Source organism: Aliirhizobium cellulosilyticum, assembly GCF_014198105.1.
Taxonomy (GTDB): domain Bacteria; phylum Pseudomonadota; class Alphaproteobacteria; order Rhizobiales; family Rhizobiaceae; genus Neorhizobium; species Neorhizobium cellulosilyticum.
Genome location: NZ_JACIGW010000001.1, coordinates 1062085 through 1074431, shown reverse-complemented (window position 1 = coordinate 1074431; position 12347 = coordinate 1062085). Strand labels below are relative to the sequence as shown.

The following is a 12347-nucleotide window of genomic DNA, read 5'->3' as shown; positions in this document are numbered from 1 at the left end:
TCCATTTTTGTGGCGCCAGCATTACGCGGTGGCTTGACGAGCGTCAACGGCACATAGTCGCATCTCAGACGAAGGCGAAGCGCAGCGCATAGTCTGCGCTCTCGCCGGGCTGAAGCCATTGCAACTCGCCTGTCTTGGCCAGTTCCTCGCGGCCCGCCATTCGATGCGATACCGGTTCAATTCCAAGCACATGCGCCGGCGACTTCTGGTTTCTCCACACCTGCAGATAAGGCAGGCCGTCGGTCTTGAAGCGCACCTTCAATGTCGAGCCACCGAGCGACGCGATAGGGCCAAGCGCCACTTCCGCCCACTCATCGCCCTCACGGTTTGCCGGCACGCAAAACACGCTGCCCGGTTCAGGTCCGAAATCCCAGCGCAGCTGGCCGCCGTCCAGCATGGCGCCGGTCAGGTGCACGCCATCATCGAACAGCCATGCGCCGATATTCATGTGGTACATATGCACTCGCGCCATCGGCTTGGTTCCGGTATTGGTCACCTTGTCCTGCAGGCAGACTTCGCCGGTTGCGCCATCGATCCTCCAATGACGTTCGAGCAGCGCCTCGCCGCCATCCGCCGTTTTAACGGCCACACGGGCACGACATTCGGCCTCCTCCCCCTGCATATCCCAGAACAGAATCTCGGCCGGGTGGGAAGAATAGGAACCATGCAGCGGATATTTCCGGCCATCCGCGTCGCCGGCAATCGCTTCCGGATGGCGGATATGGTCCGGCCCGCACGTAAACAGAAACCCTTCCAGCGAATGGTCGATACGCGAATCACCATCGTCGGGGATCGCACGGCCGGGAGCGATATCAGTGTCGTGAACAAAGCATTTTCCGATATCCAGAACAGAGCTCTCGTCGAGCTCAAGCTTCGGTCCGAGGGCCGCCGTAAAGGTTTTCATCCACATTTCCTCCTGATGCTCACAACGCGTTTACCCAAGGTGAGCGGAATTTAATGATTCATTCATTGCAAACTGGGATTTTTCCATACAAGCGTCAAAATTAGCTTGTCAGTCAATGCACATAGCAAACGGGAACCAAGCACCCACATTCCCGATTACATGAATGTGCAACAGTATAATCGGTGAGAACGTGAAGCGCTCCGTCCTTTTCAGCATCAGCCTTGCGGCTCTGGCGATCTCGGTCGTTCCTGCGGCAGCGCAGTCGCGTTACGCGCAATATTCCGACAGACCCGTTCTGGTCGCACCCGATGGCGCGATCCTCGACTACATGCCCAACCAGCGGGACATGTATCTCAGTCGCGACGGCGCAGGCCGGCGGGTCTATCTCGACCGTTACGGCAATATCATCGCCACGGAAATGCGTCAGGGTGGCAATCGGCAGCGTTATGAGGAGTATCCGCCTGCACCGCGAGGTTATGATAATCGCCGTCAGGCAGGAGCCAATACCTCGCGTTACGACAATCAGGGCGGATACCAGGATTATCGTCAATATCGCCCGGAAGAGCCGGGATCGGTAACCGGCTCCATCGGCGGCTCAGTCACCCGCATGCCGCTCGAGCAGCAGGAATTGCCGGGCATCGATCAGGGCTATTCGGAAGAAGCATCGCTTGAGCCGAACCAGAGCATGCCACCGGCAGATAATCTGCACCCGAACAAGCCGGTCATCACGGTCACGAAAAAACCGCAGGCCGAGATCGCGGCGCTGCAGGTATTTCTCGACCGCGAAGGCATTTCGCCCGGCGTTATCGACGGCCACCTTGGCGATAACGTCAACAAGGCGATTGCAGCCTGGCAGGAAATGACGGGCGAAACGCTCGATCCTAACAATTCCGAGGATATCATGCAGCGCCTCACCTATTCGGGTGGACTGCCGATCGTCGACTATACGATCACCGCATCGGACGCTGCAGGTCCATACGTCGCCGCCATTCCGGAAGACTACGCCCATAAGGCCGCGCTGCCAGCCATGTCATTTACCTCGGTTACGGAAAAGCTGGCTGAACAGTTTCATATGGACGAAGGGTATCTGAAGGCCCTCAACCCGAACGCCGACTTCACCATCCCCGGCACGATCGTCAAGGTCATCAATCCTGGCCAGCCGAAGACAGGTCAGGTGACGCGCATCATCGCCGACAAGGGGCGCAAGCAGGTCTTCGCTTATGGTGCCGACGGCAATCTGATCGCCGCCTATCCGGCAACTATCGGATCTTCGGACACGCCGTCGCCATCAGGCGACCATACGGTGCAGCGTATCGCGCTTGATCCGGGATATACCTACAATCCGAAGATCAACTTCACCCAGGGCAACAACACTCAGATCCTGCAGATCCCCCCGGGTCCGAATGGTCCGGTCGGTACGGTCTGGATTGCACTTTCCAAGCCCACTTACGGCATTCACGGCACGCCGGAACCGTCGAAGATCGGCAAGACCAACAGCCACGGCTGCGTGCGCCTCACCAATTGGGATGCGACCGAGCTTGCAAAGATGGTCAAGCCGGGAACGACAGTCCAGTTCGTCGAATAAACAGACCAAGGCATACAAACGTCCCGAACGACAATGGCCGGCTTTCGCCGGCCATATTCATATCAGAGAGTGTATGGAGATGTATCAGGCGACGCCCCGGCCGAGCCCGATCAGCCGAGCGACTGCAGTGCGGGTCATTCTGGTCGGCATCAGCCGCAGAACTTCAGATGCATAGGCGCGAACGTTATCCTTCGCCTTTTCGACATTGCTGACCTTCGACGGATCCATGCTGTAAAGCGTACCGCCGCTCTCAAACAACTCCTTGAAAGCGGTCCGCTCGCCGATCGGCGTTGTAAGCACATTCACACCCTTGGCCGCCAGCAAGCCTTTGATGGCAAGCAGCGCCTTGGTCGTGACCATCGACGTTACTCGCGTCAATACGACCGAATGCGCAATATCCAGCCTGCCCTTCTCCTTCATCATCGCCAGAAGGTCGAGGATTTGCGCAGCCCCCTTGGCATCCATCGCCGAACCCTGCACCGGGATAAACACATGGTCAGAAAGCCCGAGCGCCGTTGTCACCAACGCATCGCGCGCGCCTGCAAGGTCGATGATGAAATAGTCGGTAGCGGAGGCCATTTCCCGCAAGTGGCAGTGAAGTGACGCAACGGTAACCTCCGAGATCACCTCGATATTGCGGACCTCACCGGAGGTCTCCTGCCACTGGCTGATCCAGCGCTGCGGATCGGCATCTATGATCGTGATACGAAATCCCTGATGGGCAAGCTCGGTCGCCAGCAGCAGCGCTGCGGTCGTTTTCCCGGCTCCGCCCTTGGCATTGGCGAAAGATATGACTGGCATTTTCCATTCCTTGGAGGTGACGAGCCGCATCGCTCTGCTGGCATCCCCGAAGCATGGGGCCTTCTCAGCTACATCTTTTCCAAAGATGGTTAATCAGCAGTTAATTCGCAGCCTGACACGGCTGCATCACCGTAAACTGATGCATTCGGGTATCAACGGGGCGACACCAAACAGCGATCGCCCCGTTTTCTTGCCCTTCCTGATCAGGCGAGCGACGCCGCCTCCTTGTGCCCCATGGCAAACTCTTCCTCCGGGGAGAGAATCAGCCGATGGCGACCGACGATGGCGAAATAGGCGATCGCCACGGCGAACCACACGACGACCCAGACCACACCCTTGAAGAAATTCGGATCCTGGACCTGATAGATCAGCGTGACGACGGCAATACCGATTGTCAGAGCAGCACCGGGGATGCCAAGCGGCGAGCGGAACGGCCGCTCGATATTCGGCAACTTCTTGCGCAGGATGATGAAGGAGATCCCCTGCATGATGTAGGAGAACATCGCTCCGAAAACGGCCATGTTCAGGAGCACTGCGCCGATCACCGTCCCGCCCTGCTCCGCGCCCAGCGCGAACCAGATGACCAACATGACTGCAAGCCCAACGGCAGCACCGGCCATCATCGCCACATAGGGCGTTTTGTAGACTGGATGAGTAACTGAGAGCGCAGTCGGGAAATAACCGGCACGCGAAAGCGAATAGATTTGCCGGCCTTGCGCGTAGAGGATCGTGTGGAAGCTGGCGATCAGGCCGGTCAGCGCCACGAGCCCGAGGATGACGACACCGCTGTCACCATAAACGGCCTTGAAGCCATCAAGCAGCGGCTCGAGCGCCGAACCCAGATGGAAGGCCCCGACACCCGGCAATGACGGATTGAGAAGCACGATCATGAAGGCCGAGACCATCAGGGTAATAATGCCGAGAATGATCCCCTTGGGCATGTCACGCTTCGGATCGACGGACTCTTCCGCCGCCAGCGGCAGTTGCTCGATGGCAAGAAACAGCCACACGGCAAAGGGCAGCGTCGCAAGAACACCCGAAAAACCGAATGGGAACCAGTCGCCGTTACCTTCGGGCAATTCGATCGCCGAGCCATCCGGTCCAACACCGATATTCAGCGCCCAACGGGAGAAATCCATGTTCGGAATGGCGCTAATCCAGAAGAACACCAGCACAGCCAGAGAAATCAGCGTGATAACCAATGTTACCTTGAACGAAAGTTCCAGGCCGAAAACATTCAGCGCCAGGAATACGCCATAGAACAATATCCACAGAAGCGGTGAATAGGCTGGATCGAGACCAAGGATCGAGTTCACATAAGCCGTGATGAAGGTGACAATGACCGCCGGCGTCAGCACATATTCAACGTTTTCACAAAGGCCGGTGAGAAATCCGCCCCACGGCCCCATCGCAGTGCGGGCAAAGGAGTAGGCCGCCCCAGTATGCGGCAGCGCCGGGCTCATTTCCGCGATCGAAAATGTCAGGCCGAGATACATGACCGCGATGATCATGCCTGCCACCAGCATGCCACCCCAGCCGCCGGTCGCAAAACCGAAGTTCCAGCCCGAGAAATGCCCGGAAATAACAGCACCGACCCCGAGCGCCCAAAGCGACCAGACACCGGCATAACGCGACAGACCGCGCTTATCGAAATAGGATGCATCAGCCTTCTTGTAGCTGACGCCAGCAGATGAACTTTCCATTCCCCTTCTCCTGCTCAAAGCAAAGGGCTCCTGCCCCAGCGGCCGGATATGCCCATAGACCGTCAAGACCCGATATTTCGGTGTCCGGACCGCACAGCTTTGACGACTCCCAGGAGGATCTTGTTCGGTTATTGCCAGATGGCCCTACCGTGTTTCAGACCAGTCGCGATCCCTCGACCGATCTGTTGAAATGCATCATCCTCCGAAATCACGAGGCAGACGCGGCCATTCAGAGGACCACCGGACACCGTAAACGAAAGATTGATGCAAGCATTCTTCACTTTCAAGTTGTCGTCAAATGGAACTTCATCCTGCATCTGGCCAAATTGCGCCTTACGTGTTCCATCCACGACGTCCCGACCCGGTTATCCACAGCCGCAGCCCCGCCGTTTTTGACGATCGCGAAAAAAATGCTTTGAAAGCTGGAGCTTATGGCCTGATGATCCGGCAATCGACTGTCACATACAGTTCACGATACCGCACTACGAGTTGCCGCCGACACGATCAAACCTCAGGAGGACATCCGTGCTCAAGAACGCTCATCGCCTGCTTTCGCTGACGACCGCCGCAGTCGTCGCATCCACAAGCTTCGCTTTTGCCGAGCCGAGCGCCGAACTGATCGCAGCCGCCAAGAAGGAAGGTTCGCTGACGACCATTGCGCTACCCCACAGCTGGTGCGGTTACGGTGACATCATTGCCGGCTTCAAGAAGAAGTACGGCATCGAAGTCAACGAACTGAACCCGGACGCAAGCTCTGGCGACGAAATCGAAGCGATCAAGGCCAACAAGGGCAATACCGGTCCGCAGGCGCCTGACGTCATCGACGTCGGCCTCTCCTTCGGCCCATCTTCCAAGGCCGAAGGCCTGATCCAGCCCTACAAGGTCTCCACCTGGGATTCTATCCCGGCTGACGCAAAGGATGCCGACGGCCACTGGTATGGCGACTATTACGGCGTTCTCTCCTTCGTCGTGAACACCGACATCGTCAAGGAAGTCCCGAAGGACTGGAAGGACCTCACCAAGTCCGACTATGCCAATTCGGTTGCGCTCGCAGGTGACCCGCGCGGCTCCAACCAGGCCGTACAGGCCGTCTACGCAGCCGGTCTTGCCGGCGGCGAAACCGATGCCACCAAGGCTGGCGAAGCCGGCCTGAAGCTGTTCTCGGAGATCAACAAGGCTGGCAATTTCGTGCCTGTCATCGGCAAGTCCGCCTCGCTCGCTCAGGGCTCCACCCCGATCGTCATCGCCTGGGACTATAACGGCCTCTCCTGGCGCGACACGCTGAAGGGCAACCCGCCGCTCGAAGTCGTCGTTCCGGAGACCGGTGTTGTCGCCGGCGTATATGTCCAGGCAATCTCGGCCTTCGCACCGCACCCGAACGCAGCCAAGCTGTGGATGGAATATATCTATTCCGACGAAGGCCAGCTCGGTTATCTGAAGGGATATTGCCACCCGATCCGCTTCAACGATCTTGCGAAGAACAACAAGATCCCGAAGGAAATGCTCGACGCACTGCCGCCGGCAGCAGCTTACGAGAAGGCCAAGTTCCCGACTCTCGACGAACAGGCCGCAGGCAAGACCGCCATCACCACCAAGTGGGATTCGGTCGTCGGCGCCAACGTTCAGTAATGCATCTCGCCTCCCCGTCTGTCGGCGGGGAGGCTTTCTTTCGTCTCCCACAGAAGCGCTATTTCATGACAACGGCATCATCGTCCTTCATCGACAGACGCACCGTCATCGATTGGCTCGGCATCGCGCCGTTCATGATTTTCGCGCTGATGTTTCTGATCGTTCCGACGCTTTATCTCGTGATGGGAGCTTTTTTCACGCCGGACGGTCAGTTCACCTTCAAGAATATCGCTGACCTTTTCACACCGACAATCCTCTCGGCCTACTGGATTTCGATCAAGGTCTCGTTTGCCTCTTCGCTCGGCGGCGCGCTGATCGGCTTTTTCCTCGCCTGGGCAATCGTGCTCGGCGGCCTGCCCTCCTGGATTCGCTCCGGCCTTTTGACATTTTCCGGCGTCGCCTCGAATTTTGCCGGCGTGCCGCTTGCTTTTGCCTTCATTGCCACGCTCGGCCGCACCGGCCTCGTCACGGTATTCCTGCGCGACTGGTTCGGCTTCAATCTGTATTCGACCGGTTTCAATCTCCTGTCCTTCGTCGGTTTGACCGTCACCTACATGTTCTTCCAGATCCCGCTGATGGTTCTGATCCTGACCCCGGCTCTCGACGGCCTGAAGAAGGAGTGGCGCGAGGCCTCCGAAATTCTCGGCGCGTCAACCTGGCAATACTGGCGGATGGTCGCCTTCCCGATCCTCTGGCCAAGCCTGCTCGGCACCAGCCTGCTTCTCTTCGCCAATGCTTTCGGTGCCATTGCCACCGCCTATGCATTGACCGGCTCCTCTCTCAATATCGTGCCTATCCTTCTTTATGCGCAGATCCGCGGCGACGTGTTGCATAACCCGAACCTGGGTTATGCGCTGGCGCTTGGCATGATCGTCATCACCGGCCTGTCGAACATTCTCTATATCTGGCTGCGCATGCGCGCCGAACGCTGGCAGAAGTGAGGGCGACAGAGATGAAGATGACGAAATTCTTCGCCTGGCTCGCTATCGCTATCGGGGTGATCTACTTTTTCGTTCCGCTGCTCGGTACATTTGAATTCTCGTTGCGCATGCGTCGCGGTGAATATTCCTTCGACGCCTATGGATCGGTCTTTTCCGATGTCCAGTTTCAGCAGACCTTCGGCTTTTCCATTCTGATGGCGCTGTTCACCATAGCCTTCGGCATGCTGCTTGTTGTACCGACGGCCTATTGGGTCCGTCTTCGCTTGCCGCAGATGCGCCCGGTGGTCGAGTTTGTCACCCTCATGCCTCTCGTCATTCCGGCGATCGTCATCGTCTTCGGTTACTTGCGCCTCTACAATTCCTCGTCCTACATCCCGTTCACCGGGTCGACATTCGGCACCAACGTGCTTCTTGTAATGTCCTACATCACCCTGTCGCTGCCCTACATGTATCGCTCGGTCGACACCGCGATGCGCACGATCGACGTGCGCACCCTGACCGAGGCCGCCGAAATTCTCGGCGCAAAATGGCCAACCATATTGTTCCGCTGCATTTTCCCGAATGTCATGTCGGGTGTCCTGTCGGGCGCATTCATCACGTTTGCGATCGTCATGGGCGAGTTCACCATGGCAGCTCTCCTCAATCGCCCGGCCTTCGGTCCATATCTGCAGCTCGTCGGCGCCAACAAGGCTTACGAGCCGTCCGCGCTCGCCGTCATCGCCTTCGCCATGACCTGGCTTTCCATGGGCCTCATTCAGCTCGTCTCCCGTATCAGCAAGATGGCGCCGGCCCGCCGCGCCTAAGGAATTCCGCCCATGTCCTTCCTCGTCCTCGACAGTCTCAAGAAGAGTTTCGGCCAGACCCAGGTCGTCAAGGATTTCAACATGTCGATCGACAAGGGAGAATTCATCTCCTTTCTCGGCCCGTCCGGCTGCGGCAAAACGACGATCCTCAGAATGATCGCCGGTTTCGAAACCCCGAGCGACGGCACGATAACCATCAACGGCAAGAACCAGTCGGGCCTGAAAACCAGCCAGCGCAATATCGGCATGGTTTTCCAGGCTTACGCGCTCTTCCCCAACATGAATGTTTTCGACAACGTCGCCTTCGGCCTCAAGGTCGCAGGCCAGCCGAAGGCTGAGATAGAGGCGCGGGTGAAGGAGATGTTGAAGCTCATCCATCTTGAGCACCTTGCCGACCGCTACCCCTATCAGATGTCTGGAGGCCAGCAGCAACGCGTGGCCCTTGCGCGGGCGCTGGCTCCCAAACCCCAGGTTTTGCTGCTCGACGAACCGCTTTCTGCGCTTGACGCAAAAATCCGCGTATCGCTGCGCGAAGAAATCCGCCAGATTCAGCGCCAGCTTGGCATCACCACCGTCTTCGTCACGCACGATCAGGAAGAGGCATTGTCCATATCCGATCGTATCGTCGTCATGAATGCCGGCCGTGCCGATCAGATCGGCACGCCATCGGATATCTACAATCGCCCCTCCACACGTTTCGTCGCCTCATTCGTCGGCACGCTCAATATCATCGACGCGGCAGTAGCCGACCCGGCTGCCAATACGATCCGTATCGGCGAAAACGTCATCACTCTACGCGAGCCTATCGGCGCTCTGAAATCTGGAGAAAAAGTCTCCGTCGCCCTGCGGCCGGAAGCGGGTTCGTTGGCAGAAAGCGCCAAAGGCGATACCGCCCTCACAGGAACAGTCGTCTCGTCTCACTTCCTCGGTTCGGTCGTTCGCACGAAATTCGGCGTCGGGGGCAACCAGATTTCCTTCGACATGTTCAACGCCCCGGACAAGGTCCTTCCGCAGCCGGGCGAAACCGTCACCCTGCGCTTTGCGGCAAGCGACCTGTTATTGATCAAGGACTGATCAACGGCGCTCGTTGGCGGCATCAGTCCTGTTGCCAAACTGCATCGCCATACTAGTGGAATGACCGGAAAAACGGCCTTTGAAACTTGATATGCGGCCTCCCATGCCGCATTCCGGTTGGCGCTATCTCCCTGAGCGGGAGCCCACCCCGTACCTTCAGTTGAATACAATGTCTTCGATTACCTCATCGGCTCCTTCGAGAGCCGCACCGCGCCGTCTTACCTCTCAGGATTTCAGAACCCTCGGCCTCGCGGCCCTCGGCGGCGCCCTGGAATTCTATGATTTCATCATCTTCGTCTTTTTCGCGACGGTGATCGGCAAACTGTTCTTTCCGCCGGACATGCCGGAATGGCTGGTGCTGATCCAGACCTTCGGTATTTTCGCAGCCGGTTATCTCGTTCGCCCGCTCGGCGGCATCGTGCTTGCCCATTTCGGCGACATGTTCGGCCGCAAAAAGGTCTTTGCCTTTTCGATCCTCTTGATGGCGCTGTCGACGCTCGGCATGGCTGTCATGCCGACCTATGCGACGATCGGCGTCCTCGCCCCCATCCTTCTCGTGTTGATGCGCATCCTGCAAGGTGCAGCCATCGGCGGCGAGGTTCCAGGTGCATGGACCTTCGTGGCCGAACACGTCCCCTTCCGCCGTGTCGGCTTTGCCTGCGGCTTTCTGACATCAGGTCTTTCATTCGGCATTCTGCTCGGCTCGTCCATTGCAACCGTAATCAACACGGTCTTCACGCCGGAAGCGATCGCCGATGGCGCATGGCGCATTCCGTTTTTCATCGGCGGCATTTTCGGCCTCCTCTCTGTCTGGATGCGTCGCTGGCTGCAGGAAACGCCGATCTTCGCCGAGATGAAGGCCAGCCGTGCGCTTGCTCCGGAACTGCCGCTGAAGACGGTCCTGCGTGACCATCTGCGCGGCGTCGTCATCTCCATGCTGCTCACCTGGATCCTGTCGGCAGCAATCGTCGTCACGACCCTGATGACAGCAACCTTGCTGCAGAAAATCTACGGCTACACCGCCCAGCAATCGCTTGCTGCCACAAGCTTCGGCACCCTCTTCTTGATCTTCGCCACATCAGCGGCCGGCAGCATTGTCGATCGCATTGGTTCGGGGCGTTTCTTCACGATCGCCGGTGTCGTCTTTGGAGCAGCCACGTGGGCCTTCTACAGCTTCGCGGCCACGTCGATCACCCTCATGTTCGCGCTTTATGCGGTCATGGGTCTGGCGGTAGGCCTGGTTGGCGCAGTGCCCTATGTTATGGTTCGTGCTTTCCCGGCCCGCGTCCGTTTCACAGGCCTGTCCTTCTCCTACAACGTGTCCTACGCCATATTCGGCGGCCTCACTCCGATTGGTGTCACCACCGCGCTTGCCATCAACCCTATGGCGCATGCCTGGTACCTGCTGTTCATCGCGGCATTGACGGTCGGTATCGGCATTTACCTTATGCTGCACGGCGACAAGGTCGAGTCCGAAGCCGGCATCGAGGAACTGACAGCGCGGTTGGCTAAAGCCTGATCGCAAAACCGAATGCGATATGAAAAGGAAAAGCCGGAAAACAAAACTTTCCGGCTTTTTCTATGTGATCATCGGAAACCAAGTCTGGCAGAAAAGACTACTGCACCGCCGTCCTCAAGAGAGGCCGCGGCTGGACTATGACTGGCTCAGATAACGTCCAGCTTCATTGGAAGATACGAAGTTCTGATCGCTCATCCTGCAGTGAATATTATCAACAGAAAAAACTCAAAATATACTTCATCTAAATTGACCGCGAAAATAATATAGAAATATAAAATAAAAATACAAAAGCACCACCGCAAGACGCGAGAATTCCATGAGAAATCATTATGAAGTCTTGGATGCATTGCGTTTCATGGCCGCCACTGGCGTTCTTTTATTTCATTTAGCACATTGGTTGAACATACCCTGGCTACTTCCCAATGCCGGTATAGCCGTCGATTTCTTCTTCTGCCTCAGCGGCTTCGTAATGGTCGTGGCGTACCAGCACAAAATAGGTTCCTCCTCCGACTTGTTGCCCTTTCTGCGAGTGAGGGTGCTGCGACTGTGGCCAATGATCATGCTCGCGACATTCGCGAGTGCCAGCTATCTCGTCGCAAAGGGATTTCTGTCATCTGACGCCCCAACCATCTCCATGGTACTGGAAGCAGCCAGTTTGTCGTTGATTTCCGTGCCCTATATGGATGCGCCCGTCTCTATCGGCGGCCCTCAGGTATTCCCTTTGAATGGACCACAATTCTCGCTGTTTTTCGAGATTTTCGTGAATATAGCCTGGGCGGCCCTCCTAATCACGCTCCCTCGAAGGTTCTATCTGATCACCTGCGCCATCCTAATTCCTCTTTCTGGCGCCTGCCTTTATTATGGCTTTGGTGGTGATACGACTGCGAATTTCTGGCTGGGTTTCCCGCGGGTAATATGCTCGTTCTTCGTCGGCATTCTGGCCGCCAATCTGTTGACCAAAGATTGGGACCCTGGCGTTTTGGGTCGCAGACTATTCGTCGCGCTTCTTTTGATGACTGCACTTTTGGTCATCCTGCCGATACCGATGGGTCGGTATGCGACGATCTGGACGATTATCGTATCACCGATACTTGTCGTCCTCGGCGCCAAACAGCAGCTGCCGTCAAGACTGAAAGCAGCCGCCACGTTCAGCGGAACACTTTCGTATCCGATCTACACTCTGCACTACCCACTGTTCTGCTGGTTGAACGGTATTTTCGTCATGATAACAAAATCGCAGGGAGGCCTGCTGGAAGCGGCAATCCTGGCCCCCATCATAATAGCGATCTGCTACCTGGTCACAATCAGGATCGAATTGCCCGTCATGGCCGCGCTCAGGCGCGCAAACGCGCCAACAGTAAAAAGCCCTGCCTGAAAGCTTATGAGCC

The 12347-nt window shown here is 57.2% G+C and carries 10 protein-coding genes; 7 read left to right on the top strand and 3 right to left on the bottom strand.

The window, feature by feature from the left end:
- Positions 1 to 64: 64 nt before the first annotated feature.
- On the bottom strand, positions 65 to 904 hold the full coding sequence (locus GGE33_RS05030; RefSeq protein WP_183821458.1) for a DUF4432 family protein: 840 nt from the start codon (positions 902 to 904) through the stop codon (positions 65 to 67).
- A 163-nt stretch (positions 905 to 1067) separates the two neighbouring features.
- Between GGE33_RS05030 and GGE33_RS05025 the strand changes: the two genes are divergently transcribed.
- Positions 1068 to 2489, top strand: coding sequence for a L,D-transpeptidase (locus GGE33_RS05025; protein ID WP_183821457.1), 1422 nt, complete (start codon positions 1068 to 1070; stop codon positions 2487 to 2489).
- A gap of 84 nt (positions 2490 to 2573) precedes the next feature.
- Here the strand turns inward: GGE33_RS05025 and GGE33_RS05020 are convergent, their stop codons facing one another.
- Together GGE33_RS05020 and GGE33_RS05015 are read right to left on the bottom strand one after the other, a co-directional pair.
- Complete coding sequence (locus GGE33_RS05020) at positions 2574 to 3290, bottom strand: ParA family protein (RefSeq protein WP_148147585.1); 717 nt, start codon at positions 3288 to 3290, stop codon at positions 2574 to 2576.
- Positions 3291 to 3493: 203 nt separating this feature from the next.
- Positions 3494 to 4993: an amino acid permease gene (locus GGE33_RS05015; RefSeq protein WP_183821456.1), complete on the bottom strand. Its 1500-nt coding sequence runs from the start codon at positions 4991 to 4993 to the stop codon at positions 3494 to 3496.
- Positions 4994 to 5518: 525 nt separating this feature from the next.
- On the opposite strand from GGE33_RS05015, the gene GGE33_RS05010 reads away from it, so the two are divergent.
- The 6 genes from GGE33_RS05010 (at position 5519) to GGE33_RS04985 (ending at position 12334) form a co-directional block, all read left to right on the top strand.
- Positions 5519 to 6622: an extracellular solute-binding protein gene (locus tag GGE33_RS05010; RefSeq protein WP_148147583.1), complete on the top strand. Its 1104-nt coding sequence runs from the start codon at positions 5519 to 5521 to the stop codon at positions 6620 to 6622.
- A gap of 65 nt (positions 6623 to 6687) precedes the next feature.
- Positions 6688 to 7563 (top strand): ABC transporter permease, encoded by an 876-nt coding sequence (locus GGE33_RS05005; RefSeq protein ID WP_148147582.1) that lies wholly within the window; start codon positions 6688 to 6690, stop codon positions 7561 to 7563.
- 11 nt (positions 7564 to 7574) lie between these two features.
- A complete protein-coding gene (locus tag GGE33_RS05000; RefSeq protein WP_183821455.1) occupies positions 7575 to 8366 on the top strand; it encodes an ABC transporter permease in 792 nt (263 codons plus the stop codon).
- 12 nt (positions 8367 to 8378) lie between these two features.
- Positions 8379 to 9440: an ABC transporter ATP-binding protein gene (locus tag GGE33_RS04995; protein WP_183821454.1), complete on the top strand. Its 1062-nt coding sequence runs from the start codon at positions 8379 to 8381 to the stop codon at positions 9438 to 9440.
- A gap of 169 nt (positions 9441 to 9609) precedes the next feature.
- Positions 9610 to 10959 (top strand): MFS transporter, encoded by a 1350-nt coding sequence (locus GGE33_RS04990; protein ID WP_183821453.1) that lies wholly within the window; start codon positions 9610 to 9612, stop codon positions 10957 to 10959.
- Positions 10960 to 11275: 316 nt separating this feature from the next.
- Entirely contained in the window at positions 11276 to 12334 is a 1059-nt protein-coding gene (locus GGE33_RS04985; RefSeq protein ID WP_183821452.1) for an acyltransferase family protein, read from the top strand.
- Positions 12335 to 12347 lie beyond the last annotated feature (13 nt).

Bases quoted from the DNA above. Each gene is read 5' to 3' on its own strand.
- GGE33_RS05020 (WP_148147585.1), bottom strand. From the start codon at position 3,290: ATGCCAGTCATATCTTTCGCCAATGCCAAGGGCGGAGCCGGGAAAACG.
- GGE33_RS05015 (WP_183821456.1), bottom strand. From the start codon at position 4,993: ATGGAAAGTTCATCTGCTGGCGTCAGCTACAAGAAGGCTGATGCATCC.
- GGE33_RS05000 (WP_183821455.1), top strand. From the start codon at position 7,575: ATGAAGATGACGAAATTCTTCGCCTGGCTCGCTATCGCTATCGGGGTG.
- GGE33_RS04995 (WP_183821454.1), top strand. From the start codon at position 8,379: ATGTCCTTCCTCGTCCTCGACAGTCTCAAGAAGAGTTTCGGCCAGACC.
- GGE33_RS05005 (WP_148147582.1), top strand. From the start codon at position 6,688: ATGACAACGGCATCATCGTCCTTCATCGACAGACGCACCGTCATCGAT.
- GGE33_RS04990 (WP_183821453.1), top strand. From the start codon at position 9,610: ATGTCTTCGATTACCTCATCGGCTCCTTCGAGAGCCGCACCGCGCCGT.
- GGE33_RS05030 (WP_183821458.1), bottom strand. From the start codon at position 904: ATGAAAACCTTTACGGCGGCCCTCGGACCGAAGCTTGAGCTCGACGAG.
- GGE33_RS05025 (WP_183821457.1), top strand. From the start codon at position 1,068: ATGTGCAACAGTATAATCGGTGAGAACGTGAAGCGCTCCGTCCTTTTC.
- GGE33_RS04985 (WP_183821452.1), top strand. From the start codon at position 11,276: ATGAGAAATCATTATGAAGTCTTGGATGCATTGCGTTTCATGGCCGCC.